Source organism: Blastococcus sp. SYSU DS1024 (assembly GCF_054050795.1).
In genome coordinates, this window is record NZ_JBJHAA010000003.1 from 277,519 (window position 1) to 300,827 (window position 23,309).

Here is a 23,309-nt window from a genome sequence, read left to right on the forward strand (position 1 = left end):
TGGCCGGCCCGGCCCCGGCGGGGTCAGGCGGCGACGGTGGGGCGGCGCCGGCCGGCCTTGGGCAGATCCGTCGTGTCCGGCGCCTCGAACCCCGGGCGGTGGAAGCCGCCGCGCACGCCGCGGGCACCCAGGTGCATGACGAAGGCCAGCACGCGGGCGACCGCGGTGAACAGCTGCGGGGGGACCTCCTGCCCCAGCTCGCAGGAGGCGTGCAGCGCCCGCGCCAGCGGGATGTCCTGGACCAGCGGCACGCGCGCCTCGGCGGCCCGTTCGCGCAGCTTCGCCGCGACCTCGCCGGCGCCCTTGGCCACCACGCGCGGCGCGCCCTTGGCGGCGTCGTACTTGAGCGCGACGGCGACGTGGGTGGGGTTGACCAGGAGGACGTCGGCCTCGGCCACCTCGGCCATCATCCGGTTGCGGGACATGGCCATCTGCACCCCGCGGCGGTGCGCCTTCATGTACGGGTCGCCCTCGGCCTGCTTGTGCTCCTGGGTGATCTCGTACTTGCTCATCTTGAGCTGCTTCAGCATCTTGGCCCGGACGACGACGAAGTCGGCGACGGCGATGACCAGGCCGGTGACGGCGACGACCCGGAACATCAGGACGGCCGAGTCGGTGAAGGTGGCCGCGATCGCCGAGAGCGGCAGCGCGCCCGCGGAGGACACCAGCGTGTGGGCCCGCTCGCTGGTGACGATCACGACCGTGCCCAGGGCCGCCGTCTTGATCAGCGCCTTGGACACCTCCCACAACCCCTGGGTGCCGAACATCCGCTTGAAGGCCGGGAGGGGGTTGAACTTCTTCAGCGTCGGCTTCATCGGCTTGCCGGCGAAGCGCACCCCGCCCTGGGCCGCCGAGGACGCGACGCCGACGAGCATGAGGGCGATCGCGGTCGGCAGCAGCGTCGTCAGGAAGGCCATGAGCGCGGTCCCCAGCAGCGTGGTGACCGTGGTGATCTCGGGGTTCTTGACCACCGTGCCGACGTGCACGAACAACTGCCGCACCGTGTCGAAGGCGTTGCCCACGAGCATCGGCAGCAGGAAGCTCGCCGCCGCCACCCCCAGCCAGGTGCCCAGCTCCTGGGTCCGGGGGATCTGCCCCTCCTTGCGCGCCTTCTTCAGGCGCTGGGGAGTGGGCTTCTCGGTCTTCTCACCACCCGGTCCGTCCTTGGCCATGCGTCACCCCCTCAGCCGCCGCGCAGCGAGGTCATGGCCCGCGCACCGTGCTCGAGCAGCGAGTCCAGGGCGGGCGGCAGCAAGGGGAACGTCAGCCCCAGCATCGCCAGGGTGAGCATGATCTTCACCGGGAAGCCGAGCGAGAAGACGTTGAGCGCCGGGGCGGCGCGGCTCAGCAGCGCGAGCGCGACGTCGGCGAGCAGGAGCACGGCGACCATCGGGCCGGCGATCTGCAGGGCGGCGAGGAACATCATCGAGAACGCGGTGATGAGGACGGCCGCGAGCTGGTCGGTCGGCACCTCCCCGCCCACGGGAAGCCCCTCGTAGGAGGTGGCGAACCCCTTGACCATCAGCAGGTGGCCGCCGCTGGTGAACAGCAGCGTGGTGGCCAGCAGGTAGTGCAGCTTGCCCAGCGAGCCGTTCTGGGTCATCGACATCGGGTCGTAGCCCGGCTGAAGCGAGAAGCCGCCGGCGAGGTCGAGGATGTCGCCGGCCATCTGCACCGCCGTGAACAGCACCTGGACGACGAACCCGAGCGCCGCGCCGATGACCACCTCGGTCACGGCGGTGACGAGCAGGAAGCCGGCCGTCGGCTCGGGCAGGGTGGGTGCGATCTGGGTCGACAGCAGCACCGCGAGGGCCAGGGCGAGGGCGCCCTTGACCGGACCGGGGATCACCCGGGAGTTGAACGGCGGGGCCAGCAGGATGAAGCCGGCGGCCCGCGCCGTGCCGAGCAGCAGGGCCGCGAGCGTGACCGCCGGGACCGAGAGGTCCACGGCGCTACGTCCGGTCGAGCAGCGCCGGCAGCTGGTCGAACAGGGCGTGCGTGAAGCTGACCAGCTCGGAGAGCACCCAGTTCCCGGTGACCAGCAGGGCGATCGAGACGGCGATCATCTTCGGGACGAAGGAGAGCGTCGCCTCCTGGATCTGGGTGGCCGCCTGGAACAGCGAGATCAGGAAGCCGACCAGCAGGGCGGTGATCAGGATCGGCGCGGCGACCTTGGCGGCGACCATCATGGTCTGCGCCGCGATCTCCGTGACGTCGGCGTCCGACATCAGCCCGCCCCCCCGTAGGAACCCACCAGCGCGGTGGTGATCAGCGCCCAGCCGTCGACGACGACGAAGAGCAGCAGCTTGAACGGCAGGGACACGATGGTCGGCGGGACCATCATCATGCCGAGCGACATGAGCGCGGCGCTGATGAGCATGTCGAGCACCAGGAACGGGATGAAGATGACCATCCCGATGATGAACGCGCTCTTCAGCTCCGACAGGACGAAGGCGGGGATGAGCGTGGTCATGCTGACCGCGGCCGCGTCGGCCGGGGCCTCCTCGCCGGAGAGCCCGATCATCAGCTTCAGCTCGTCCTCGCGGGTGTTGGCCAGCAGGAACTCGCGCAGCGGCCCCACGCCCGCGTCGTAGGCCTGGGAGACCGACATCGCGCCGTCCATGTAGGGCTGGACGGCGAGCTCGTTGATGTCGGAGAACACCGGGCCCATCACGAACAGGGTGAGGAACAGCGCGATGCCGGTCAGCACCTGGTTCGGCGGCGACGTCGCCATGCCGAGCGCGTTCCGGGTGAGCCCCAGCACCACGATGATCTTGGTGAACGAGGTGGCCAGCAGGAGCACCGACGGGGCGACCGACAGCACGGTGATCGCCAGGATCAGGGTGATGGAGCTGCTGGGGGAGCCGTTGCCGATCGAGATGTCCACGGTGCCGCCGACCTCGGGCGCCACCGGCGCGGTCGGCTCCGTGGGTGCGGTCGGGACGGCAGCGGCCGGGCCCGCCAGCAGGACCGCCGCCACCGTGGCGACCAGCAGGGCCAGCAGGACGACGAGGGCGCGGCGTCGCGCCGGCCGGCTGCCCGCGCGGGACAGCGCGCGCACCGTGGTCGTCATGTCCGCCGGACCGTCCGCTCGCGCAGCTCGTCGACCAGCGAGCCCCAGCCGTTGCGGTCGAGGACGGAGCCGGCGAGGACGCCTTCCGAGCGCGCCGCCTGCACCGGGATCGCGGGCGCGCCCTCACCCGGGCCGTCCGCGTTCCGCGGTCCGCCCGGCGCCCGTCGCTCGCGCAGCGCCGCGGCGACGGCCTCGGCGTCGATCTCCGCGAGCAGGGTGACCTGCTCCTCGGTGGCCCCGACGACCAGGACGACGTCGGCGATGCGCACGACGTTGACCGTGCTGGCGCGGCCCATGCGCTGCCGGGCGATGACCTCGATGAGGCCGTTGCCCTGGCCCAGCCCCTTCTTCTTCGCCAGCCGGGCGGCGAACCAGAGCACGCCGCCGATGAGGGCGAGGGACAGGAACAGGCGGATGACCATCCACGTCATGAGGCCTGGGCCCCCAGCTCGGCGGCGTCGGTGACGATCTCGCTGATCCGCAGCCCGAAGTCCTCGTCGACGACGACGACCTCGCCGCGGGCGATCAGCGTGCCGTTGACCAGCAGGTCGGCCGGTGCGCTGGCGGCGCGGTCGAGCTCGACGACCTCGCCCGGGTGCAGGGACAGCAGCTCCTGCACGGTCATCCGGGTACGGCCGATCTCGACGGTGACCTCCATGGCCACGTGCCGCAGGAGCTCCAGGCTGCCGCGCTGCTCGCGGGCGGCGGGCAGCGTCACCTGCAGCGCGAGGGTGGCCTGGTGCTCCCCGTCGGCCAGCAGCGGGACGGCGACGAACATGCCCTTGTCCCGCAGCCCGTCGAGGGCGGCGACCGGCTCCTCGGTGCGCTCGGAGGCCACGCGCACGCGGCCGAGGGTGGCAGCGGCGGCCTCGAGGGCCGGGCGCAGGGCCGCGGAGACGTCCATCTGGCCCACGGGGGAGTTCTGCAGGGCGTCGACGACGTCGCTGGAGAGCACCAGCACGACGTCGCCGGAGACCTCGCCGGAGAGCCCGGCGGTGACCGCGACGGCGGCCGCCGGGGGCAGCGGGACGGTGTCGGGGTCGCTGACCGGGGCGCCGGTCGTCAGCGCCGAGGTCGAGGGGACCAGGGCTGCGGCGGCGCGGGCGGCCGCGACGACGACCGCCGTGACGGTCTGGGAGTCCTGCGAGTCGGTGCGGGGCGCGGTCATGCGGAGTCCTTCGCGGCGTGCGGGGCGTGCGGGGTGGGGACGATCGAGGCAGCCAGCCGTCGCCGGTGGTTGCTGGCGATCGCGTAGGCGAACGTCACGTCGTTGGTCGTGACCTCCAGCGGGCTGTCCCGGGGATGCCGGAGCAGCAGCACGTCGTCGACGGCGAGGGAGAGCAGGTCGGAGGAGGAGACGGTGAGCGGGGCGAAGCGCACGCTCACGTCCACCGGCACCAGGTTCAGCCGGTCGATCAGCGCCTCGCGGGCGCGCTGGCGCTTGCGCAGCGCGGACTCCGACAGCTGCGGGGAGGCCGCGTTGTTCAGGGCCTGGGCGAAGGAGGAGAACGGCAGCACGACGGTGGCCTCGCCCTCGCGGCTGCCGACCTGCATCGAGTAGCTGGCCACCATGACGGTGTCGGAGCCGGCGGCGGCCTGGGCGAGCTGCGGGTTGTACTCCCGGCCGACCAGCGCCGGCTGGAGGTCGGTGACGGGCGCCAGCGAGGACGCGAACTCCGCGAGCAGCCGGTCGAGCAGGTGGTTGGTGATGGTGGTCTCCATCGCCGTCATCGGCCGGTTGGGCTGATCGGCGCTGCCGGACCCACCCAGCATGTGGTCGACCATCGCCATGGCGATGTCGAGGGGGAAGGCCAGCAGGCCCTTCCCGGCGAGCGGTTCGAGGGTGAACGTCGACAGGAAGGTGGGGTTGGGCAGCGTCCCGACGTAGTCGTCGTAGGAGAACTGCTCGATGCCACCGAGCTCCATGCGCGCACCGGCCCGCAGGAACGTGGTGAGGATGGTCGTCGCCTGCCGGGCGAAGGCCTCCTGCGCGATCTGCATGATGCGCACGTGCTCGCGGGAGAGCTTCGTCGGGCGGCGGAAGTCGTAGGTGCGCGGCGCGCCGCGGCGGCTGCGGCTGCTCGAGGCGGCGGAGGTCGGAGCCGGGGCCGGCGCGGCGGCCGGGGCCGGTCCGGTCTCGGGGGTGGTCACGCAAACCCTCATCGGCGGGGACCGGGGGCACCCTGACCGGGCGCCGGTGCGAGCCCGTTGCGGCCGGGGAGCGCGGGACGGGTGGTGCGGCTGATGCGCGACAGGGGTGCCCTCCGTGATCGGAGGGCACCCCTGCGTGGTCGCGCGGGCGCTACTGGGTCACGTACTCCGTGTAGTAGATGCCCATGACCATCGGGACGCCGTCGTCGGTGTAGGCCTCGATGATCTTCTGCTCCAGGGCCTCCTTCAGCGCGTCGCGGGCACCGGTCACGTCAGCCGGGTCCGCCTGCGAGAAGGTGGCGATGATCGCGTCGTAGGCCTTGGCGCCGTCGACCCCGCCAGCGCCGTGGCCGCCGCCGGCGGCCGCCGCGGTGTAGTCCAGGGTGATGCCGATCTTCAGGTAGCCACCGCCGGCGAGGTTCACCGCGATCGGCTCCAGAGCGGTGTAGCCGCCGTGTTCCGGCGCCGCGGCCTCGGCCTCGCCCGAGCCGGCGAAGAGGAAGAAGTAGGCGGCGCCTGCCCCGGCGAGCAGCACGACGGCCAGGATCAGGAAGAGCTTCTTCTTCCCGCCGGCGCCCTCGGTCTCCTCGCCGTCGGCGGGGGCGTTCTTGTCCTTCTTGCTCATTCGGTCACTCCATGGTGGGCGGCGTCGAGGCCGGGCAGGAGGGCGTTGGCCTCCGCCGAGGCGCTGGACAGGACGACGACGTCGACCCGTCGGTTGACGGTGAGGGCGTTGGGATCGGACTCGGGCACCAGCGGCCGGGTCGAGGAGTAGCCGGTGGCCGACAGGCGTGGCTGCGGGACACCGTCGCCGGCGAGATACCGGACGACCGTGGTCGCCCGGGTGGCCGAGAGCTCCCAGTTCGACGGCCACGGGCCGCCGCGGGTCACCGGGAGGTGGTTGGCGTGCCCCTCGACGCCCAGCGCGTTGGGCAGCCCGGTGAGGGTGGGTGCGATGGCGCTCAGGATGGCGCGGCCCTCCGGTCGGAGCGCGGCCTCCTCGGCGTCGAAGAGCACCTGGTCGGCGATGATGTGCACGACGAGACCGCGCTCGTCGATCTCGTAGCGGGCGGCACCGGCGTAGCCGGCCGCGGCCAGCGCGGCCTCGATCTTCTGGCGGGCGGCGGCGAGCTCGTCGTAGGCGGCCCGGGCCTCGGCGGCGACGCGCTCGGCCCGCTCGGCGGCGGCCTGCGCGGCGGCCTTGTCGACCTGGGCCTGCTGGACCGTCGGGTCCGGCGGGATGACGGAGGCGATGTCCACCACACCGGGCAGCCCGTCGAGGACGGAGCCCTCCGGCGTCGGGCCCGGCGACACGGTGATCGGCCCGCCGAAGCTCTCGGCCATGCCCTTGGCCAGGGCGGCGAACTTCTGCTCGTCCACCTTGCTCATCGCGAAGAGCACCACGAACAGCACGAACAGCAGCGTCATCATGTCGAAGCCCGACACCAGCCACCGTTCGTGGTTCTCGTGCTCCTCGTGCTCCTCGTGCTTCTTGCCGCGGCGGCGGCCGTGACCGCTGCTCACGAGGTCACGCCGCTTCCTTGGCCACCGAGCCCGGCGGCACGAGCGAGGTGAGCTTGAGCCGGACGGCACGCGGGCTCGTGCCGGCCTGGATCTCGGCGATGCCCTCGACCAGCAGCTCCATCTGCGCGGCCTGCAGCTCGCTGACCCGGAGGATCTTGGCGCCCATCGGCAGGAACCAGAAGTTGGCGGCCATGACGCCCCACAGCGTGGCGATGAACGCCGCGGCGACCATCGGGCCGAGCGTCTCCGGGTTGCTCAGGTTGCCCATGACGTTCATCAGGCCGACGATGCAGCCCAGGATGCCGATGGTCGGCGCGTAGCCGCCCATGTTGTTCATGAACTTGGCGGCGACCTTGTCCTCGGACTTCTTGGCCGCGATCTCGCTCTCCAGGACGGCGCGCAGCTCCTCGGGGTCGGTGCCGTCGATGCCCATCTGCAGCCCGCGCTTGAGGAACGGGTCCTCGATCTGCTTGACCTGCGCCTCCAGTGCGAGCAGGCCCTCCTTTCGGGCCTTCTCGGCGAGGCTGACCAGGGTCTGGATCTGGTCGGTCGGCGGCGGCACCTTCGCCGGCATCACGGCCATCTTGAACCAGCTGCCGACCTTCTTCAGGTCGTCCATCGTCTGGCTGGCCGCCGCCGCGCCGAAGGTCGCGATGACGACCAGGATGATCGCCGGCAGGAAGATCAGCGACGTCGGGTCGGCGCCTTCGAGGATCATGAAGACGATCAGGGCGACGATGGAGATGGCGAACCCGATCAGAGTGGCCGGATCCATGGGTCAGCGCTCCTCTCGGGTCGGGAAGGGCACGACCGACGAGTCGCCGGGCCGCTGCTCGGGGACGTGCGGTCGGTAGGTGCCCCGGTCCATCTCGTAGGAGAGGGCGAGGATCCCGGCGCGGTACTCGCGGATCTCCCGCAGCACGTCGTCGACGCTCTCGCGCACCACGTACTTCGTGCCGTCCACCAGGAAGGCGACCGTGTCCGGGTGGCCCTCGACCTTCTCGATCAGGTCGGGGTTCAGCGCGAACTGGTCGCCGTTCAGGCGCGTCACTCGGATCACGGGTCGGTCCTCTTGCTCGGGGTGCCCGTGTATCGGGCGGGAACGGCACTTCTGTCATCGGCCCCGGGCGGGGGCTCCTTGAGCCGAAGGTGCTGGCGGGGGGCGTGTGACGGACGGCCCGGTCACCCCGTGGGGTGACCGGGCCGCCGCCGGTGAGGTGCTGCGACGGCCTTCCTGCAGGGCCCCGCGCTGAGCTCGCGAAGCGTGGGGGGCAGGAAGGTCCTTCATCAGCGCTTGAGGTTCACCAGGTCCTGGAGGATCTCGTCGGAGGCGCTGATCACCCGGCTGTTCGCCTGGAAGCCGCGCTGGGCGACGATCAGGCTGGTGAACTCCTCGGAGAGGTCGACGTTGGACATCTCCAGCGCTCCGGAGACCAGGTTGCCCCGGCCGCCGGCCCCGGCGATGCCGATCATCGCCACACCGGAGTTGTCGCCGACGCGGAAGGCCGAGTTGCCGGCCTTCTCCAGTCCGCTGGGGTTGTTGAAGGCGGCCATCGCCAGCTGCCCGAGCGGCTGGCGCAGCCCGTTGGAGTAGATGCCGGTGATGGTGCCGTCGTTGGAGAGCTGGAACGACTGCAGCGAGCCCAGCGCGTAGCCGTTCTGCTCGGGGGCCGTCACCTCGCTCGAGCCGGCGAACTGGCTGATCGTCCCGAGGTCGACGGCGACGGGGCCGGGCCAGCCGGCGGCGCCGGGGGCGAAACTGATCCCGCCGGTCGGCGCGGTCATCCGGCCCGCCGTGTCGAAGGTGACCGTGCCGTCGAACGCGGTGCCGTCGGCGTTGGTCAGCGGGAGGGCCGCGCCGCCGTTGTTCTGGACGGTCAGGCTCCAGGTGTCCGCGGCCGTCTTGCTGAACGTGTAGGTGACCGACTGGGCGACGCCCTGCGCGTCGTACATCGTGGTCGGGGTCTGCACGAACGACCCGATCGGGGCGGCGGCGTTGAGGTTGCCCTGCAACGTGCCGGTCCCGGTGGCGCGCGGGTTGACGATCTGGCCGTAGGGCACGGTGAGGTTGCCGATCGGGCCGTTCGGGTTGATGGCGCCGTTGGCGTCGGCCACCCAGCCCTGCAGGATGCTGCCGTCCGGGGTCACCAGCCGGCCGTTGGCGTCGAAGTCGAACGAGCCGGCCCGGGTGTACAGCTGCTCCCCGCCGGGCCCGGTGGTCACGAAGAAGCCGTCGCCCTCGATCATGAAGTCGGTCGAGCGGCCGGTCGACTGGGCGGCCCCGTTCGTCCAGTTCGTGGTGACGGCGGCGAGCTTGACCCCCAGGCCGATCTGGGCGGGGTTCGTGCCGCCCCGGTCCTCGGCCGGGGCGCCGCCGGCGCGCACGACCTGGGACAGCGTGTCCTGGAAGACGGTGGCACTGCTCTTGAAGCCGACGGTGTTGACGTTGGCGATGTTGTTGCCGGTGACGTCCATCTTGGTCTGGTGCGCACGCAGACCGGAGATGGCGGAGAACATGGAACGGAGCATCGGGGATCTCCTCCGGGTGGGGTCTCGGGGTGGGGGAGCGCGGGTCGGCGCGGGGTCGTGGTGAGGGTCAGCGGGTGCCGACGTCGGTGATCCGGCCGAGCGGCACCGCGACACCGCCCACGGTCGCCACCGCCTCGGCCTTGTCGGTGCCCAGCCGGACGGAGCTGACGACGCCGGTTCGCGCGGCCCCGCTCTCGTCGGTGTAGGTCACCGTCTGGCCGACCATCGCGCCGGCGCTGCTCGAGCGCTGCAGCGCCAGCATCGAGGCGTTCTGCTTCGCCAGCTGCTCCAGCTTCTCCACCTGGCTGAAGGTGGCCGTCTGGGCCATGAGCTGGTTCGTGTCGGCGGGCTTTCCGGGGTCCTGGTACTTCATCTGGGCGACCAGGAGCTTGAGGAAGGTGTCCTTCCCCATCTGGTCCCCGCGCTCCACGGAGCTCGTGGCGCTGTAGGTGGCGGTGGTGCCGGCGGCACCGCCGACTGCGTCCGGCATGAGGTGACTCCTTCTCTCAGGCGAGCACGTCCACGCCGGACGACGTGGATCGGATGCGGGGCCGGGGCGGTCCCTCTTCTCCGCTATCGGCAGCCCGCTGCCCGGAACGGAACCGCTCGCCGGTCCCGTCGGAGGCCGACCCCCGGCCGCCGGACCCCTGCTGCGCCTGCTGCTCGGCGGCGTGCCGGGCCAGCCAGGAGCCGCCGGCGTCGGCGTCGACCTCGACCCGCGAGGGGCTGAGCCCGGCGGACTCGAGGTCACGGCGCAGTTCGGGGAGGGCGTCCATGAGCGCGGCACGGCCGAGCTCGTGGGCGCCGCGCAGGGAGAGTTCGAGGCCGCCCTGGCCGATGGTCACCTTCACCTCGACCGGGCCGAGGGTCTCGGGGGCGAGCACGAGCGTCATCGTGTGCGAACCGTCGCCCGCCGCGCTGAGCACCGCCACCTGCCGGGCCACCTGGCCGGAGACCGGCAGCGTCGCCCCGGTGCCGGTCGTGGCGCCGGACTCCGCGGCCGGGGCGGCAGCCGTCACCTGGCCGGGGGCCGCGACGGAGCCGGTGGTGCCCGGGGTGAACGGGGAGCCCTGGCCGGTGGTCCCGGCGGGGGCGTCGGGCAGGGGCGCCGCGCCGACGGCTGCCCGGGGCTCCCCACCCGGCTCCCCGCCGTCCGCGGTCGTGGCGCCGTCGCCGTCCGCCCCGGTCGGGAGCAGGGCCGGGAGCAGCGGGGCACCCGGCCCCTCGGGCGCGTCGCCCGGCACGCCGGCGCCCGTGGCGGTGGCGCCGGCGGTGGCCGCGGGAGCCGGGCCGCCCGGCGTGGACACCACCACGGCGAGCGGGGCGGCCGACTGCGCCGTCGCGGCGCCCGCCGGGGCGCCGGACGCGGCCACCACCGGTGCGGCTGCCGCGTGCAGGGCCGGGGTGGTCGGGGACGCGGGCGCAGCGGCCGGCGCGCCCGCGGGCGGGACGGGGCCGGGGAGGACCGCGGCGTCGGGCTCGGCCGCGCCCCCCGACCCGGTACTCGCGACGAGGGCAGCGACGCTGCCCGTTCCCGCGCCGGGGGTCGCCCCGGCCGCGGTGGAACCTGCGGTCGAGCCCGTGGCGCTGCCGAGCGCCAGGGCCCACAGCACCGCAGCCACCCCGGCGGCGGCGGTGTCGACGACGGTGACGGCGTCGGCTGCTGCCTCCCCGGTGGCCGCTCCCTCCTCGCCGGCGGCGGCGTCGCCGGAGGTCTGCCGCCCCCCGTCGCCGCGGACCGGGGCCGGGCCGCCGGACAGCGCGCCGTCCAGGGCCGAGGCGAAGGGCTCCGCGCTGCCGCTGGAGCCGCCCGGCGAGGCGCCGGCCGGAGCGGCCCGGGGAGCCGGGGCGGCGGTGGTCACGGGAGCGGTCATCGGTAGGCCTCCGCCTTGCTCATCACGGACCGGACGTAGTTCTGGGTCTCCGGGTAGGGCGGGATGCCGCCGTACCGGCTCACCGTCCCGGGCCCGGAGTTGTAGGCCGCCAGCGCCAGCTCGGTGGAGCCGAACTGCTTGGTCAGGCTGCTGAGGTAGCGGGCCGCCCCGTCGATCGCCGAGGCCGGGTCGAGCGCGTCGACCCCCAGGCCGCGGGCGGTGGCCGGCATGAACTGCATGAGGCCCTGCGCTCCGGCGGGGGAGACGGCCGAGGAGTTGAAGCCGGACTCCTGCTGGGCCACCGCGGCGAGCAGCGGGGCGGCCACGCCGTGTCTGCCCGCCGCGCGGGTGAACAGGTCGGCGTAGGGCACCCCGGCCAGCGTGCCCGCCGTAGCCGGGGCGACCGTGGTGGCGCCGGCCGGTTCGGGGAGGACCCGGCGGATCACGGTGGGGTTGCCGACCGCCTGCACCTTCACCGTCTCACCGGCCTGCGGCGCGGCGATCATCTGCCCGTTGCCGAGGTAGATGCCCACGTGGTCGATCCCCGCCCGCGACGAGGAGTTGTCGAAGAACACCAGGTCACCCGGGCGCGCGGAGGCGAGCGAGGCGACGGCCTTGCCGGCGGTCGCCTGCTGGGAGGAGGTGCGGGGGAGCTCGATGCCCAGGTTGCCGAACACCAGCTTGGTGAAGCCCGAGCAGTCCAGGCCCTTGCGGGGATCGGTGCCGCCCCAGAGGTAGGGGACGCCGAGGTACTTCTGCGCCTCGGAGACCACCGCGCTCTCGGAGGCGGTGGCGGTGCCGACGGCCCCGGTGGTCACCGGGGAGCTGCCGGTCAGCCCGGCCGCGCCGGCGGCCGAGGCCCACGCAGCGGACGACGAGGTGGTCGCGGCGACCGGCTGGAAGCGGGCGTGGATCTCGGCGATCCGGGCCTGCACCGCGCTCACTCCGTCCATGCCGTCCCCCTGCCCGGGTCGTCGTCGGTGCCGCGGCGGGCCCGGCCGGTGGCCAGGTCGTCCGCGGCGCGCGCCTCGGCGGCGTCGGCAGCGCGCTGCTGGGCCTGCCGGTGCCGTTCGGCGAGCCGCTCGAGCGCCTTGGTGCGGCGCGCGGCGGCGGTCCACTCGGCCCGGACGGCCTCGGCCTGCTCGGCCTGCGCGGTGGCCAGCGACCGGGCGTCCGCGGCGTCGGTGGCCGCCGTGCGCAGCAGCACCATGGCCGCCACGAACGAGCCGGCGGGCAGGGACGGCGGCAGCAGCGCGCCGGCCAGCGCCGTCTCCTGCTCGGTGGCCCGCCGGGCGGCGTCCGCGGCGGCGTTCGCGGCTGCCGCCGCGGCGGCAGCCGCCGCCCGCTCCTCGCTCCGGCGCAGCTCCAGGACGGGCTGCAGCCGGAAGGCCGTGCGCTTCACCCGCCCCTCACGATCCGCTGCAGCCAGCCCCACGCCTCGGTGGCCGCCGTCGACTCGCCGAGCGGCTGCTGCAGGAAGGCGTCGATCTGCGGCGCGAGCTGGCGGGCGCGGTCGACCAGCGGGTCGCTGCCGTCCTGGTAGGCGCCGATCTCGATCAGCTCCCGGACGTCGCGCAGCGCGCCCATGAGCCGGCGGACCTCGCGGGCGTCGGCCATCTGCGCCGGGGGCACGACCGCGCCGGCGACGCGGGAGATCGACTCGAGCACGTCGATGGCCGGGAAGTGCCCGGTCGTGGCCAGCTTGCGGGTGAGCACGATGTGCCCGTCGAGGATCGACCGGGCGGTGTCGGCGATGGGCTCGTTGTGGTCGTCGCCCTCGACGAGCACCGTGTAGAGGCCGGTGATCGAGCCGGTCACACCGGTGCCGGCCTTCTCCAGCAGCTGCGGCATCATCGCGAAGACGCTCGGCGGGTAGCCCCGGGTGGCCGGCGGTTCCCCGGCCGACAGCCCGACCTCGCGCTGGGCCATGGCCGTGCGGGTGATCGAGTCCATCAGCAGCAGGACGTCGCGGCCCTCGTCGCGGAACGCCTCGGCGATGCGGGTGGCGACGAACGCGGCCTTGAGCCGCACCAGCGGCGGCTCGTCCGAGGTGGCGACGACGACGACCGTGCGGGCCATGCCTTCCGGGCCGAGGTTCTCCTCGATGAACTCGCGCACCTCGCGGCCGCGCTCGCCGATCAGCCCGATGACCCGGACGTCGGCGTCGGTGCCGCGGGTGATCTGGGCGAGCAGGCTGGACTTGCCGACGCCGGAGCCGGCGAAGATGCCGAGGCGCTGGCCCTTGCCGCAGGGGACGAGCGTGTCCAGGGCGCGCACGCCGAAGCTGAGCGGCTCCTCCACGCGGGCGCGCGAGAGCGCGTGCGGCGTCGGGGTCTCCAGGTCCACCCACGACACCCGGCCGTCGAGGGACGGTCCGCCGTCCACCGGCCGGCCGAGGCCGTCGAGGACCCGGCCGAGCAGCTGCTCACCCACCGGTACCTGCAGCGGCCGCCCCGTGGCGCGCACCGGGGCGCCGGCGTGCACGCCCGACAGCCCGCCCAGCGGCATGCAGGTGAGCCGGTCGCGGCCGACCGCGACCACCTCGGCCAGCAGCCGGCGCGCGGTGGGGTCGACCTCGACGAGGTCGCCCACGGCCGCGGTGACGCCGTCGACGCTCAGGGTCAGGCCTATCGCGCCGGTCACGACGCCGGTCACCTGCGGGCGGGCGGCCGTGCGGGCGCGCTCGACGATGCCGGGCGGGACGGTCATGCGCCCAGCACCTCCTGCACGCGCTGCAGCGCCGTGCCCAGCTGGGCGTCGATCCGCCGGGGGCCGGACTCGGCGACGGCGCCGGCCCGCTCCACCGACGGGTCGGCGACCACCCGCACCGTGCCGGGCAGCTCGGCGAGCGCCTCGGCGGGCACCTCGGCGAGGTCGTCCGGGTGCAGCCGGACGATCGTCGGGGCGTCGGCGGGGCAGAAGGTGAGGGCCCGGCGGACCGCGTCCATCACCGGGTCCGCGGCCAGGGCGAGCTCACGGCCGAGGAGGTCCTCGACGAGGGTGAGCACGGTGCCCACGATCGAGTCGCGGATGTCGTCGGCCACCGGGCGGGCGGCCTCCTCCACCTGCCGCGCGGCGGCGCCGAGCGCGGCGGTCGCGGAGACCAGGCGGCGCTCCCAGCGGGCCTGGACCTCGGCCAGCCGCTCCTGGGCGGCGCGCTCGACCTCGGCGACGACGGACTCCGCGGCCAGCAGCCCTTCGGCGTGGCCGGCGGCGAAGCCCTCCGTGCGGGCCTGGGCCCGCAGCCGCGCCAGCTCCTCGGCGTACACGTCGCCGAGCCGGAAGGAGGGCTTGCTGCCGGCGACCGGTTGGTCCTCCGCCCGGCGCACGCTCGTCCGCCGTTCGACCGGCGAGGGCTGGGCCGGGACGGCGGGGGAGGAGGGCGCAGGGGCCGCCGCCACCGGCCAGGCCGGCACCGGGATGCCGGCGGTCCGGGCGGCCGGGACGACCGCGACCCGTGGGTCCGCGGCGGTGCCGCGCTCGGCCATGACCTCCCGGTAGGGGCGGGCCAGCGCCGCGGAGCCGCCGCGCAGGACCGCACCCTCCCGAGGGGGTCGGTGGCCGGTCTCAGGCGACGAACTCATCGTCCCCGCCGCGGTTGATGGTCAGCACACCCTGCTCCTCGAGGGTGCGGATGACCGCGACGACCTTGGCCTGGGCCTCCTCGACCGTGCGGGTGCGCACCGGGCCGAGCAGCTCGATCTCCTCGCTGAGGTTCTCGGCCGCACGCTCGGAGAGGTTCCGCTTGATCTTGTCCTGCACGTCGGGCCGCACACCCTTGAGCGCGGTGGCCAGGTCGTTGGCCTCCACCTCGCGCAGCACCAGCTGCAGGGAGCGGTCGTCGATGGTGACGATGTCCTCGAAGACGAACATCTGCGAACGGACCTGGTCGGCCAGCTCCGGATCGGTGTTGTCCAGCCACTCGAGGATCGACCGCTCGGTCGGCCGCGGGGAGCGGTTGATGATCTCGACGAGGGTCTCGACACCGCCGACGGTGGTCATGTCCTGGTGCGCCAGGATCGACCCCATCCGGCGGCCGAGCTCCTCCTCGACCAGCCGCACCATCTCCGGTGACGTGCGGTCCATCGTGGCGATGCGGTGCGCGACCTCGGCCTGCTGCTCGGGTGCGAACCCGGAGAGCACCTCGGCCGACTGCGCGGCCGTGAGGTGGGCGAGGACCAGGGCGATGATCTGCGCGTGCTCGTCCTTGAGGAAGGTGACCAGCTGCCGCACGTCGGCGTTGCGCAGGGAGGCGAACGGCACCTCGGTGTAGACGACGTTGAGCCGCGACAGGATGCCCTCGGCCTTGTCCTGGCCGAGCCCCGCGGCGAGGATCTCGCGGGCGAACTCGACGCCGCCGCGCCCGACGAACTGCTGCGCGGTCATCAGGTGGTGGAACTCGCGCATGACGCCGTCGACGTCCTCGAGCTCCACCGAGCCCAGCTTCATCAGCTCGCGGGTGAGCGCCTCGACCTCGCGGGGGCGCAGCTGGGCGAGCAGGACGCCGGCCTCATCCTTGCTCATCTGGGCGAGGAACACCGCGGCCTTGCGCAGCCCGGGCAGCTCCGGGCGCGGCGGCACGGCGACGGCGGAGCCAGGTGTCGTGGGAATGCTCGCGAGGGTCATGACTTGTTCTCGCCCAGCCAGCCGCGCAGCATGGCCGCGACCTCGTCGGGACGTTCGCTGACCATGGTCGAGATCTCCCCTCGCACCTTCGCCCGCTCGACGGCCTCCAGCTCCAGGGCGGCGTTGTCGGGCTCGACCGCCTGCCGGGTGCTGGCCACGCGCAGGCGGTCCAGCTCGGCGAGCACGTCGTCGTCGAACTCGAGCGGCTCGTAGTCCTCGTCCTCGTCGTCCTCGCGGCGGCGCGAGCGCAGCCAGACGATGAGGACGACCAGTGCGATGCCCGCGGCGATGCCACCGGTGCGGATCATCGACCACATCTGCTCGGCGGCCTCGGCCTCGCGGGCTGCCTCCATCGCCGCGGCGGCGTTCTCGGCGGCGGTGGCGTCGAACGGCAGCGCGGCGACCGTGATGTCGTCGCCGCGCGCCTCGTCCAGGCCGACGGCGGTGACCATCAGGTCGGTCATCTGCTGCTGGTTGAGGTTGCCGGCGACCGCGTCGTCCATGACGACGGAGACGGTGAGCCGCTTCAGCTCCCCAGGGGCGCCCTGCACGACCTCGGTGGTCTCCCCGACGGCGTTGTTGGCCGTCGTGGACTCCTTGTTGTACGTGGACTCGCCGCCGGCGTTCTCCGCGGCGTCGGGCATGTTCTCCGGGCCCAGGATGCCGCCGACCGGGGCGCCGCCGCCGACGTACTCCTCGGTGGTGGTCTGCTCGGACAGCGGTGGCACGTCCTCGTCGAACGTGTAGACCTTCGAGGTGGTGCTGCGCTCGGCGAGGTCGACGTCGGCGCGCACCGAGACGACGGAGCGGCCGGGGCCCACCACCGAGTCGAGGATCTTCTGGGCGCTGGCCGAGAGCCGGTTCTCGTACTCCTGCTCCACCTGGGAGCGCGCGTCGCCCGCGGCCGCGGTGACGCCCGTGCCGGCGGCCGAGAGCACCTGGCCGGTCGAGTCGGCCACCGTGACCTGGTCGGGGTCCATGTCCTGGATGCTGGAGGAGACCAGGTTGGTGACCGCCTGGATCTGCTCGCCCGTGAGCGCGGTGCCCGGGGCGAGGTCGAGCAGGACCGACGCCGTCGGCACGGCCTTGTCGGTCACGAACACCTCGTCCTTGGGCAGGGCGACGTGCACGACGGCGGAGTTGACCCCCGCCAGCGCCTTCAGCGTGTTGGCCAGCTCGCCCTCCAGGGCGCGCTGGTAGGTCACCTGCTGCTGGAACTCGCTGGTGGTGATGCCCTGCTCGTCCAGCAGCGCGTAGCCGGTGTCCTGGCCGGCGGGCAGACCCTTGCCGCTCATGGCCAGCCGCAGGTCGTAGACGGCGTCCTTGGCGACCATGATCGTGCCGCCGCCGTCCGCCAGTTCGTAGGCCGTGCCCTGGGCGTTCAGCTCCTCGACGATCGCCGAGGCGTCGGCGGCGGCGAGGTTCGAGAACAGCGGGGCCTGCGTCGGCGTGGTGATCCAGCTGTAGAAGAAGAACCCGCCGAGGGTCAGCCCGACGAGCAGCAGGCCGATGACGACCTTCTGCCCGAGGCTGACCGTGTCGAACGTGGAGCGGGCACGCTCCAGCGTCCCGGCGAGTGCCGACTTCATCAGATCTGCATCCTCATGATCTCGTTGAAGGCCGCGACGGCCTGGTTCTTGATCGTCACGACCAGCTCGGTGGCCACGCCGGACTCAGCGCTGGCGATCATGTAGTCGTGCACGTCCTTCAGGTCGCCGGTGGCGGCCTGCACGCCCAGCTCCGCGGTCACCGACTGGGTGGCCTGGAGCTTGTCGAAGGTGGAGGCCAGGACGGCGGCGAAGCCGTCGGCGCCCTCGGCGGGGGGAGTGCCGCGGGTGCTGCCGGCGACACCGGTGACCGCGCCCACCCCGACCGGGGTGATGCCGCCGAGCGGGGCCGTCATCAGCGCTTCCCGAGCTGCAGGGCCGCCTGGTAGGCGTTGGTGGCCCGCTCGACCACGGCGAGGTTCGCCTGGTAGCCGCGCTGCGCCATCATCATGTGGGTCATCTGGTCGCCGAGGTCGATGTCGGGGTACTTGACGTAGCCCTCGGCGTCGGCCAGCGCGTGCGTGGGCTCGTAGACCAGGCGGCCCTCGGGGTCGCCGAACTCCGCGCGGGCCACGCGCACGCCGCCCTCGCCGGTCCCGTAGTCCACGGCCTGGGCGACGACGAGCCGCGCCTGGAAGGCGTCTTCGTCGGTGCGCCGCACCGTGTTGATGTTGGCGATGTTGTCGGCGGCGGCGTCGAGCCACTTCCGGTGCGTCATCAGCCCGGACTGCGAGATGCTCAGAGCCTGGAACATGCTCATGGTCAGGACGTCCTCAGGGCCGTGCGGATCGAGTTGTACTTGCCGTCGAGCGCGGTGAGCGCCAGCTGGTAGCGCAGCCCCGTCTCGGTGGCGATGACCGTCTCCGCGTCGAGGTTGACGTTGTTGCCGTTGGTGTTCGTCGGCTCCAGGGAGCGCGCAGTGGTGCCGCCGGAGATCACCGGGGTGGTCCCGCTGCGGATGGCCCCGCGCAGTGACGTCTCGAAGTCGGTCCGCCCGGCCAGGAAGCCGGGGGTGTTGACGTTCGCGATGTTGTCGGCGGTGACGCGCTGCCGCTGTGCGAGCCCGGCGAGCGCGGCCTTCAGGACCGGCGTGCCGACGTCGCCGATCATCGGGCGGCTCGCCGGCGGGTGGAGCAGGACACGATCGACCTCCGGGTACGCGGAAGACACTCGCGAACGAGTGCTGGGCCGCCGATCCGTGGCGAAAGTGGTGCTCTCCGTGCACGTGTTTCATCGGCAGCCGGCCCGTGCCGCCTGACCGCGTTCCGCCACACGAGGGACGGCAGGGACCGGGTGGGGGAACCGTGGCGGGTGTGACCGGCGGTGACCTGGCCGTGTCCCGGGCCGGCCGGGACGGGGGAGTTGGCACCTTCCGCACCGTCCCCACGCCCGGGGGGCGGGTGCACGGCAGAAGAAGACGAACGCCCCGCCGCCGGGAGCCGGCGACGGGGCGGACGTGCGGAGAGCGGGTCAGCGAGCGGCGGTGGCGAGCCGCCCGCCCCCGAGGGCACGGGTGCGGTTGTCCCGCGCGGTCCGCCAGGCGGCGGCCCAGCGCTCGGCGGTGTGCTCGGTCAGGTGCGAGGCCAGCACCCGCTCCCGGGCGGCGGCGGCGACCTCGCGTCGGCGGTCGGCGTCGGTGATCCCGAGCGTGAGCCACTTCGCCCAGTCCTTGGGGGCGCGGGCCGGCATGCCCAGCCCGAGCCGCTCGTACTCGTCGGTCCGTGCGCGCACGCAGTACACGCCCCGGGCCGAGTACTCGAGCGGCTTGAGCCAGCTCTTGCTCGTGTTGAACCGGTCCACGCGGAGGGGGGCGACCCCGATGTCGAACAGTTCGCCCATGCGGGCCGCGTAGCCGTCGACGTCCATCACCCAGGGCACCTCGTCCGGCTCCTCCGGAAGCCCCATGCGGGTGCGCAGGTCCCACTTCTGGCCGAGGACGAGGAACCGGCTCCTCCCGCGCGTCCGGTCGAGCGCCTGCTGCAGCCCCGAGCCCATCTCCTGCAGGTCGTACGGGTGGTTGTAGACGTTCCCGGTCCAGCCGATCGTGACCGTCTCCGGCGTTCGCTCGTAGGCCGGCGGCAGCTCGGCAGTGCGACGGGGGACGGCGTTCTCGATGACCACACCCCGGCCGTGGCGGGCGTACTCCTGCAGCAGCGCGGGCGTCGACGTGGTGACGAGGTCCGCCTCCCGGGCGGCCTGCGCCGCGAACTGGCTGTGCCCGGCGCGCACCAGGGCGTCGTGCCCCTGGTGGCCGTAGGGGACCGCGGAGAGCAGGTCGTCCAGCTCCACGACGACGGCCACGCCCTGGCCCTGGAGGACCCGCTGGGTCTGGAGCATGCCGGCGGTCTTCGGCAGCTGCAGGACCACCACGTCGGCGCCCTGGGCGTCGGCGGCGGTCACCTCCAGCTCCCCGTTGCCGGCGGAGGGGTGCATCGTGGTGCTGATGCCGCGGGCGACCGCCACCTCGATGCCGAGGCCCGCGGCCTGGACCGCGCGGGCGGGCTCCTCGATGCGGTAGTACGTCGAACCCTGGGCGATCGCGTGCGTGAGCAGGACGCGCATGTGGGGGAACCCTTCTCTGGATGGCCGCTGCCGGCGGAGCGGTGCGCCGGGGCGGCGCCCGGCGCCGGGAACCGGCGCTCGCTCCTCTGTCATCGGCAGTCCGGGCCGGGGAGAGGTTCCGTCAGCGTGGTTTTTCGCCGCTCGACCGGCCGGGGTCAGAGCGCGCGGTCGATGAACGACGGGACCGGTCGCTCGGCGCCGTAGGACATGCGTGCGGCGACGTCGCGCTGTTTCTGGGACTGGGTGATCCGCTCGACCAGCGCCTCGGCGACCGCCAGCTGGTGCTGCAGCAGCCGAGCGGCCCGCTCGCGCAGGTCGGCCGGGAGGGGACCCAGCCCGGAGGGCGGCACCCAGTCGGTGCTGCGCCGGCCCCACGCGGCGATCTCCTCGGCCCGGCCGCGGGCGAGGCTCTCCTGGGCGTCGAGGACGTCCCCCTCGAGCTGGTCGAGGGCCTCGTGCCAGTCGGCGGGTGGGCGCCGCTCGCCGGACGTCGAGCTGCCGGAGGCGTTCGGCCGGGCGGCGGGCGTGTACGGGCTGGCACCGAAGCCGGCCGCGGCCGAGCCGCTGACCGGGCCGACGGTCATGACGCGACGCCCGCCAAGGAGGCGGCTGCCTGCCGCCAGGCGTCGCGCAGGGGCTCGACGACCGCCCGGCAGGAGGCGATGCGGTTGGCGTCGAACTTGAGGTTGGCCTGCACGAGCTCGCCCATCAGCCAGTTGTAGAGGGCCGCCAGGCGCGGACCGCCCTCCCACAGGTCGACCTGCAGGCTGGACAGCAGCTCGAGGACGATCGCCTGGGCGTGCTGGAGCTCGTCGTTGACCCGGGCGCGGTTGCCCTCGGCGACGGCCATCTGCGCCCGCTCGAGGTCGAGCGTCAGCCGGTCGTACAGCATGACCAGCACCTGCTGCGGCGAGGCGGTGGCGACGGCGTCGCCGAGGTAGCGGGCGCGGAGCGAAGCGGCACTCATCGAGAAGGGCTCCTGAAGCGAAGAGGCGAGCAGGTCGGGCGGGGGGCGTCAGGCGGAGGGCAGTGAGCCGAGCTGACCGGCCAGCCAGTTGGACTGGTTGGTCAGGGAGCTGAGCGCGGTCTCCATGGCGGTGAACTGGCGGGTGAGGGCCACCTTGCGCGCGGCGAGCCGCAGGTCCCAGTCGGCGATCCGGTCCTGGATGTCGCGCGCGAGGCTGTCCTGGCCCGTGGCGAGGGAGCCCAGGGTGCCGGTCGTCGCGTCGGAGGCGGCCTTGCTGACGTCGCGGACCCGCACGGCCAGGCCGGGAACGAAGTCGGGCTCCCCCTCGACGCCGGTTCCGGCGACGATGCGCTGGGCCAGCTCCGGCGTCGCCGTGAGGGCGCCGGCGAACTTCTCCTTGTCGAAGGTGATCCGGCCGTCGCGGGTGGTCTGGAACCCGACCTGGGCCGGTGAGCCGTCGTCGCCGACCGCCTCGGAGACGGCCTGCAGCAGCTGGCCGGCGATGGAGCTCACCGCGTACTCGCCGCGCAGCGCCGCCTTGCTCCCCGGGGTGTTGTCCGTGTAGGTCTTGATCGTCGACAGCGCGTTGTTCACCGCGTCGACGAGCGCGGAGACCTTGTCGGCGACGGCGGCGGGGTCCGTGGCGACGGTGACGGTGACCGGCGTGGGCTCCACCTTCGACACGGTGAGCGTGGCTCCGGGCAGGACGCCCTCGAACGTGTTGGTGGCCGAGCGGATCGTGTAGGCCGTCGTGGTGGCGGTGTCCTCGCCGACCTTCAGCTCGGCGTCCTGGCCGACGCTGGTGGCGGTGAACTCCGCGCCGGCGATGGAGAAGCCGGCGGCCGCGCCGGAGGTGCTGGCGCTGACCTGGAGGGCGAACTCCCCGGGGGCGACCTGCACCGCGGAGGCCTTCAGGCCCAGGGCCGTGTCGGCGTTGATCTTCGTCGCCACCTGCTCGAGCGACTCGGTGCCGTCGAGCGTCACCGTGCCCTTGCTGGTGGTGCCGTCGGCGCTGCGGATGTCCAGGCTGCTCAGGCCGGCGGCGGTGGTCGTGCTCGACCACCGGCCGGTGCTCACGCTGGAAGCGGTGGTCGCGACCTGGGCGATTGTGAAGGTGAGCGAGCCCGGGGTGGCGTAGGAGGCGGTGGTGACGCCGACGGAGGCGGCGGTGCTGGTCGCCTTCGTGCTGGCGAACGACTCCGGCTTGGACAGCGACTCGGCGCTGGTCGTCAGAGCCGCGAGCGCGCTGTTCACCGTGCGGTAGGCGCTCGCGGTGACCTGCGTCGTCGACAGCCGGGTCTTGAGCGAGTTCTGCTGCTGCGCCTCGAGCTGCAGGAGCTGGCTGATCATCGTGCCCGTGTCGATCCCGGACACCAGGCCGGTGTTGATGCTCATCGTCATGTCACTGGCTCCTGGGTCGGTGGGATGGGGGGCGCAACCGAGTGAGGGGGGAGGCGCGAGGGCCTCCCCCCTCACCCGGGGTGGTGCTGAGGGTCTGCGGCCTCAGCTGCTCAGCTGATCGTCGATCAGCGGAGCAGCGAGAGGACGCCCTGCGAGGCCTGGTTGGCCTGCGCGAGCATCGCGGTGCCGGCCTGGCTCAGGATCTGGGCCCGGGTGAACCCGACCATCTCCTGCGCCATGTCGGCATCGCGGACCCGGCTCTCCGACGCGCTCAGGTTCTCGATCGAGACGTTGAGCGAGTTGATGGTGCTCTCGAAGCGGTTCTGCTTCGCACCCAGGGTGGCGCGGAACTCCGAGACGTCCTTGATCTGGGTGTCCAGCGTGGTCAGGTCGGTCGTGGCGCTGTAGGTGCCCGAGGCCGACATGTTGGTGGCCACGCCGGCGACCGCCGTGGCGACGTCCCGGACGTCGCTCAGCTCGACCGTCATGGTCTCGCCGCCGTTGGCGCCGGTCTGGAACGACAGGCTGGATGCGCTGCCGTTCAGGAGCTTGGTGCCGTTGAAGTCGGTCCGGTTGGCGATGTCGGTCAGCGCGCCGGCGAGCTCGGTGACCTCCTTCGCGATGTAGCCGCGGGCCTTCTCGTCGACGACGCCGCTGTTACCTGCCTGGACGGTCAGGTCACGGACGCGCTGCAGGATCGAGTGCACCTCGGTGAGGGCACCTTCTGCCGTCTGCACGACGGAGACGCCGTCCTGCGAGTTGCGGACGGCGACCTTGAGGCCACCGACCTGCGAACGCAGGCCCTCGGAGATCGCCAGGCCGGCCGCGTCGTCGGCGGCGCGGTTGATCCGGAAGCCGGAGGACAGCTTCTCCAGCGACTTGCTCATCTGGCTGTCGGTGATCGACAGGTTCCGGTGAGCGTTGAGGGCGGCGATGTTCTGGTTGATGCGCAGACCCATGATGATCCTCCTTGGATGGGGTCGTACCTGGTGATCCCGCTGCATCCGTGCTGCGGGGCGGTGCACCTAGGTCATCGGCGGGGGGTGCGCACCGCT

The 23,309-nt window shown here is 73.1% G+C and carries 28 protein-coding genes; all 28 read right to left on the reverse strand.

Annotated elements, in window-relative coordinates; all coding sequences use genetic code 11:
- Positions 1–23 precede the first annotated feature (23 nt).
- A complete protein-coding gene (locus tag ACI79S_RS04670) occupies positions 24–1,172 on the reverse strand; it encodes an EscU/YscU/HrcU family type III secretion system export apparatus switch protein (protein ID WP_456592274.1) in 1,149 nt (382 codons plus the stop codon).
- Positions 1,173–1,183: 11 nt separating this feature from the next.
- The gene (fliR, locus tag ACI79S_RS04675) at positions 1,184–1,948 is read right to left on the reverse strand and encodes a flagellar biosynthetic protein FliR (protein WP_456592275.1); all 765 of its coding nucleotides are present in this window, start codon (positions 1,946–1,948) and stop codon (positions 1,184–1,186) included.
- 4 nt (positions 1,949–1,952) lie between these two features.
- Positions 1,953–2,228 (reverse strand): flagellar biosynthesis protein FliQ, encoded by a 276-nt coding sequence (gene fliQ / locus ACI79S_RS04680; RefSeq protein ID WP_456592276.1) that lies wholly within the window; start codon positions 2,226–2,228, stop codon positions 1,953–1,955.
- Positions 2,228–3,073, reverse strand: a complete 846-nt coding sequence (gene fliP, locus ACI79S_RS04685; protein ID WP_456592277.1) for a flagellar type III secretion system pore protein FliP — start codon at positions 3,071–3,073, stop codon at positions 2,228–2,230. Before fliP ends, fliQ begins: the two co-directional genes overlap by 1 nt.
- Positions 3,070–3,504 (reverse strand): FliO/MopB family protein, encoded by a 435-nt coding sequence (locus ACI79S_RS04690; RefSeq protein ID WP_456592278.1) that lies wholly within the window; start codon positions 3,502–3,504, stop codon positions 3,070–3,072. Before ACI79S_RS04690 ends, fliP begins: the two co-directional genes overlap by 4 nt.
- Positions 3,501–4,241 (reverse strand): flagellar motor switch protein FliN, encoded by a 741-nt coding sequence (gene fliN, locus ACI79S_RS04695; RefSeq protein ID WP_456592279.1) that lies wholly within the window; start codon positions 4,239–4,241, stop codon positions 3,501–3,503. Before fliN ends, ACI79S_RS04690 begins: the two co-directional genes overlap by 4 nt.
- Positions 4,238–5,224, reverse strand: a complete 987-nt coding sequence (locus tag ACI79S_RS04700; RefSeq protein ID WP_456592280.1) for a flagellar motor switch protein FliM — start codon at positions 5,222–5,224, stop codon at positions 4,238–4,240. The genes fliN and ACI79S_RS04700 overlap by 4 nt, the downstream gene beginning before the upstream one ends.
- Before the next feature lie 151 nt (positions 5,225–5,375).
- The gene (locus ACI79S_RS04705; RefSeq protein ID WP_456592281.1) at positions 5,376–5,849 is read right to left on the reverse strand and encodes a flagellar basal body-associated FliL family protein; all 474 of its coding nucleotides are present in this window, start codon (positions 5,847–5,849) and stop codon (positions 5,376–5,378) included.
- Complete coding sequence (locus tag ACI79S_RS04710) at positions 5,846–6,748, reverse strand: flagellar motor protein MotB (RefSeq protein ID WP_456592282.1); 903 nt, start codon at positions 6,746–6,748, stop codon at positions 5,846–5,848. The genes ACI79S_RS04705 and ACI79S_RS04710 overlap by 4 nt, the downstream gene beginning before the upstream one ends.
- Positions 6,749–6,752: 4 nt before the next feature.
- Positions 6,753–7,523, reverse strand: a complete 771-nt coding sequence (locus ACI79S_RS04715; RefSeq protein ID WP_456592283.1) for a motility protein A — start codon at positions 7,521–7,523, stop codon at positions 6,753–6,755.
- Positions 7,524–7,526: 3 nt separating this feature from the next.
- Positions 7,527–7,808 (reverse strand): flagellar FlbD family protein, encoded by a 282-nt coding sequence (locus ACI79S_RS04720; RefSeq protein ID WP_456592284.1) that lies wholly within the window; start codon positions 7,806–7,808, stop codon positions 7,527–7,529.
- A 227-nt stretch (positions 7,809–8,035) separates the two neighbouring features.
- Positions 8,036–9,277: a flagellar hook protein FlgE gene (locus ACI79S_RS04725; protein ID WP_346621834.1), complete on the reverse strand. Its 1,242-nt coding sequence runs from the start codon at positions 9,275–9,277 to the stop codon at positions 8,036–8,038.
- A gap of 67 nt (positions 9,278–9,344) precedes the next feature.
- The gene (locus ACI79S_RS04730; RefSeq protein ID WP_456592285.1) at positions 9,345–9,767 is read right to left on the reverse strand and encodes a flagellar hook assembly protein FlgD; all 423 of its coding nucleotides are present in this window, start codon (positions 9,765–9,767) and stop codon (positions 9,345–9,347) included.
- A gap of 16 nt (positions 9,768–9,783) precedes the next feature.
- Entirely contained in the window at positions 9,784–11,151 is a 1,368-nt protein-coding gene (locus tag ACI79S_RS04735; protein WP_456592286.1) for a flagellar hook-length control protein FliK, read from the reverse strand.
- Complete coding sequence (locus ACI79S_RS04740) at positions 11,148–12,104, reverse strand: transglycosylase SLT domain-containing protein (RefSeq protein ID WP_456592287.1); 957 nt, start codon at positions 12,102–12,104, stop codon at positions 11,148–11,150. The genes ACI79S_RS04735 and ACI79S_RS04740 overlap by 4 nt, the downstream gene beginning before the upstream one ends.
- A complete protein-coding gene (locus tag ACI79S_RS04745) occupies positions 12,092–12,553 on the reverse strand; it encodes a flagellar FliJ family protein (RefSeq protein WP_456592288.1) in 462 nt (153 codons plus the stop codon). Before ACI79S_RS04745 ends, ACI79S_RS04740 begins: the two co-directional genes overlap by 13 nt.
- Positions 12,550–13,860, reverse strand: a complete 1,311-nt coding sequence (locus ACI79S_RS04750; protein ID WP_456592289.1) for a FliI/YscN family ATPase — start codon at positions 13,858–13,860, stop codon at positions 12,550–12,552. Before ACI79S_RS04750 ends, ACI79S_RS04745 begins: the two co-directional genes overlap by 4 nt.
- A complete protein-coding gene (locus ACI79S_RS04755) occupies positions 13,857–14,735 on the reverse strand; it encodes a FliH/SctL family protein (protein WP_456592290.1) in 879 nt (292 codons plus the stop codon). Before ACI79S_RS04755 ends, ACI79S_RS04750 begins: the two co-directional genes overlap by 4 nt.
- Positions 14,719–15,777 carry a flagellar motor switch protein FliG gene (gene fliG, locus ACI79S_RS04760; RefSeq protein ID WP_456592291.1) on the reverse strand — a complete coding sequence of 353 codons (1,059 nt, stop codon included), beginning with the start codon at positions 15,775–15,777 and terminating at the stop codon, positions 14,719–14,721. The genes ACI79S_RS04755 and fliG overlap by 17 nt, the downstream gene beginning before the upstream one ends.
- Entirely contained in the window at positions 15,774–17,366 is a 1,593-nt protein-coding gene (gene fliF, locus ACI79S_RS04765) for a flagellar basal-body MS-ring/collar protein FliF (RefSeq protein WP_456592292.1), read from the reverse strand. The genes fliG and fliF overlap by 4 nt, the downstream gene beginning before the upstream one ends.
- Positions 17,366–17,680, reverse strand: a complete 315-nt coding sequence (locus tag ACI79S_RS04770) for a flagellar hook-basal body complex protein FliE (protein ID WP_456592293.1) — start codon at positions 17,678–17,680, stop codon at positions 17,366–17,368. Before ACI79S_RS04770 ends, fliF begins: the two co-directional genes overlap by 1 nt.
- Positions 17,680–18,084, reverse strand: a complete 405-nt coding sequence (locus tag ACI79S_RS04775) for a flagellar basal body rod protein FlgC (RefSeq protein WP_456592294.1) — start codon at positions 18,082–18,084, stop codon at positions 17,680–17,682. The genes ACI79S_RS04770 and ACI79S_RS04775 overlap by 1 nt, the downstream gene beginning before the upstream one ends.
- A 2-nt stretch (positions 18,085–18,086) precedes the next feature.
- Positions 18,087–18,434 carry a flagellar basal body rod protein FlgB gene (locus tag ACI79S_RS04780; protein ID WP_456592295.1) on the reverse strand — a complete coding sequence of 116 codons (348 nt, stop codon included), beginning with the start codon at positions 18,432–18,434 and terminating at the stop codon, positions 18,087–18,089.
- Between the two features lie 360 nt (positions 18,435–18,794).
- Positions 18,795–19,886, reverse strand: coding sequence for a glycosyltransferase family protein (locus ACI79S_RS04785; protein ID WP_456592296.1), 1,092 nt, complete (start codon positions 19,884–19,886; stop codon positions 18,795–18,797).
- A 155-nt stretch (positions 19,887–20,041) separates the two neighbouring features.
- Entirely contained in the window at positions 20,042–20,470 is a 429-nt protein-coding gene (locus ACI79S_RS04790; RefSeq protein WP_456592297.1) for a hypothetical protein, read from the reverse strand.
- Positions 20,467–20,853 (reverse strand): flagellar export chaperone FliS, encoded by a 387-nt coding sequence (gene fliS / locus ACI79S_RS04795; RefSeq protein ID WP_456592298.1) that lies wholly within the window; start codon positions 20,851–20,853, stop codon positions 20,467–20,469. Before fliS ends, ACI79S_RS04790 begins: the two co-directional genes overlap by 4 nt.
- 48 nt (positions 20,854–20,901) lie before the next feature.
- Positions 20,902–22,254, reverse strand: coding sequence for a flagellar filament capping protein FliD (gene fliD / locus ACI79S_RS04800; protein ID WP_456592299.1), 1,353 nt, complete (start codon positions 22,252–22,254; stop codon positions 20,902–20,904).
- 125 nt (positions 22,255–22,379) lie between these two features.
- Positions 22,380–23,213: a flagellin N-terminal helical domain-containing protein gene (locus tag ACI79S_RS04805; protein WP_456592300.1), complete on the reverse strand. Its 834-nt coding sequence runs from the start codon at positions 23,211–23,213 to the stop codon at positions 22,380–22,382.
- Positions 23,214–23,309: the final 96 nt, after the last annotated feature.

What these genes read in the sequence shown, in the direction of transcription:
- ACI79S_RS04670 (WP_456592274.1), bottom strand. Translation starts at nt 1,172, where the DNA reads ATGGCCAAGGACGGACCGGGTGGTGAGAAGACCGAGAAGCCCACTCCC.
- fliQ (WP_456592276.1), bottom strand. Translation starts at nt 2,228, where the DNA reads ATGTCGGACGCCGACGTCACGGAGATCGCGGCGCAGACCATGATGGTC.
- fliP (WP_456592277.1), bottom strand. Translation starts at nt 3,073, where the DNA reads ATGACGACCACGGTGCGCGCGCTGTCCCGCGCGGGCAGCCGGCCGGCG.
- ACI79S_RS04690 (WP_456592278.1), bottom strand. Translation starts at nt 3,504, where the DNA reads ATGACGTGGATGGTCATCCGCCTGTTCCTGTCCCTCGCCCTCATCGGC.
- fliN (WP_456592279.1), bottom strand. Translation starts at nt 4,241, where the DNA reads ATGACCGCGCCCCGCACCGACTCGCAGGACTCCCAGACCGTCACGGCG.
- ACI79S_RS04705 (WP_456592281.1), bottom strand. Translation starts at nt 5,849, where the DNA reads ATGAGCAAGAAGGACAAGAACGCCCCCGCCGACGGCGAGGAGACCGAG.
- ACI79S_RS04715 (WP_456592283.1), bottom strand. Translation starts at nt 7,523, where the DNA reads ATGGATCCGGCCACTCTGATCGGGTTCGCCATCTCCATCGTCGCCCTG.
- ACI79S_RS04725 (WP_346621834.1), bottom strand. Translation starts at nt 9,277, where the DNA reads ATGCTCCGTTCCATGTTCTCCGCCATCTCCGGTCTGCGTGCGCACCAG.
- ACI79S_RS04730 (WP_456592285.1), bottom strand. Translation starts at nt 9,767, where the DNA reads ATGCCGGACGCAGTCGGCGGTGCCGCCGGCACCACCGCCACCTACAGC.
- ACI79S_RS04735 (WP_456592286.1), bottom strand. Translation starts at nt 11,151, where the DNA reads ATGACCGCTCCCGTGACCACCGCCGCCCCGGCTCCCCGGGCCGCTCCG.
- ACI79S_RS04740 (WP_456592287.1), bottom strand. Translation starts at nt 12,104, where the DNA reads ATGGACGGAGTGAGCGCGGTGCAGGCCCGGATCGCCGAGATCCACGCC.
- ACI79S_RS04750 (WP_456592289.1), bottom strand. Translation starts at nt 13,860, where the DNA reads ATGACCGTCCCGCCCGGCATCGTCGAGCGCGCCCGCACGGCCGCCCGC.
- ACI79S_RS04755 (WP_456592290.1), bottom strand. Translation starts at nt 14,735, where the DNA reads ATGAGTTCGTCGCCTGAGACCGGCCACCGACCCCCTCGGGAGGGTGCG.
- fliG (WP_456592291.1), bottom strand. Translation starts at nt 15,777, where the DNA reads ATGACCCTCGCGAGCATTCCCACGACACCTGGCTCCGCCGTCGCCGTG.
- fliF (WP_456592292.1), bottom strand. Translation starts at nt 17,366, where the DNA reads ATGAAGTCGGCACTCGCCGGGACGCTGGAGCGTGCCCGCTCCACGTTC.
- ACI79S_RS04770 (WP_456592293.1), bottom strand. Translation starts at nt 17,680, where the DNA reads ATGACGGCCCCGCTCGGCGGCATCACCCCGGTCGGGGTGGGCGCGGTC.
- ACI79S_RS04775 (WP_456592294.1), bottom strand. Translation starts at nt 18,084, where the DNA reads ATGAGCATGTTCCAGGCTCTGAGCATCTCGCAGTCCGGGCTGATGACG.
- ACI79S_RS04780 (WP_456592295.1), bottom strand. Translation starts at nt 18,434, where the DNA reads ATGATCGGCGACGTCGGCACGCCGGTCCTGAAGGCCGCGCTCGCCGGG.
- ACI79S_RS04785 (WP_456592296.1), bottom strand. Translation starts at nt 19,886, where the DNA reads ATGCGCGTCCTGCTCACGCACGCGATCGCCCAGGGTTCGACGTACTAC.
- ACI79S_RS04790 (WP_456592297.1), bottom strand. Translation starts at nt 20,470, where the DNA reads ATGACCGTCGGCCCGGTCAGCGGCTCGGCCGCGGCCGGCTTCGGTGCC.
- fliS (WP_456592298.1), bottom strand. Translation starts at nt 20,853, where the DNA reads ATGAGTGCCGCTTCGCTCCGCGCCCGCTACCTCGGCGACGCCGTCGCC.
- fliD (WP_456592299.1), bottom strand. Translation starts at nt 22,254, where the DNA reads ATGACGATGAGCATCAACACCGGCCTGGTGTCCGGGATCGACACGGGC.
- ACI79S_RS04805 (WP_456592300.1), bottom strand. Translation starts at nt 23,213, where the DNA reads ATGGGTCTGCGCATCAACCAGAACATCGCCGCCCTCAACGCTCACCGG.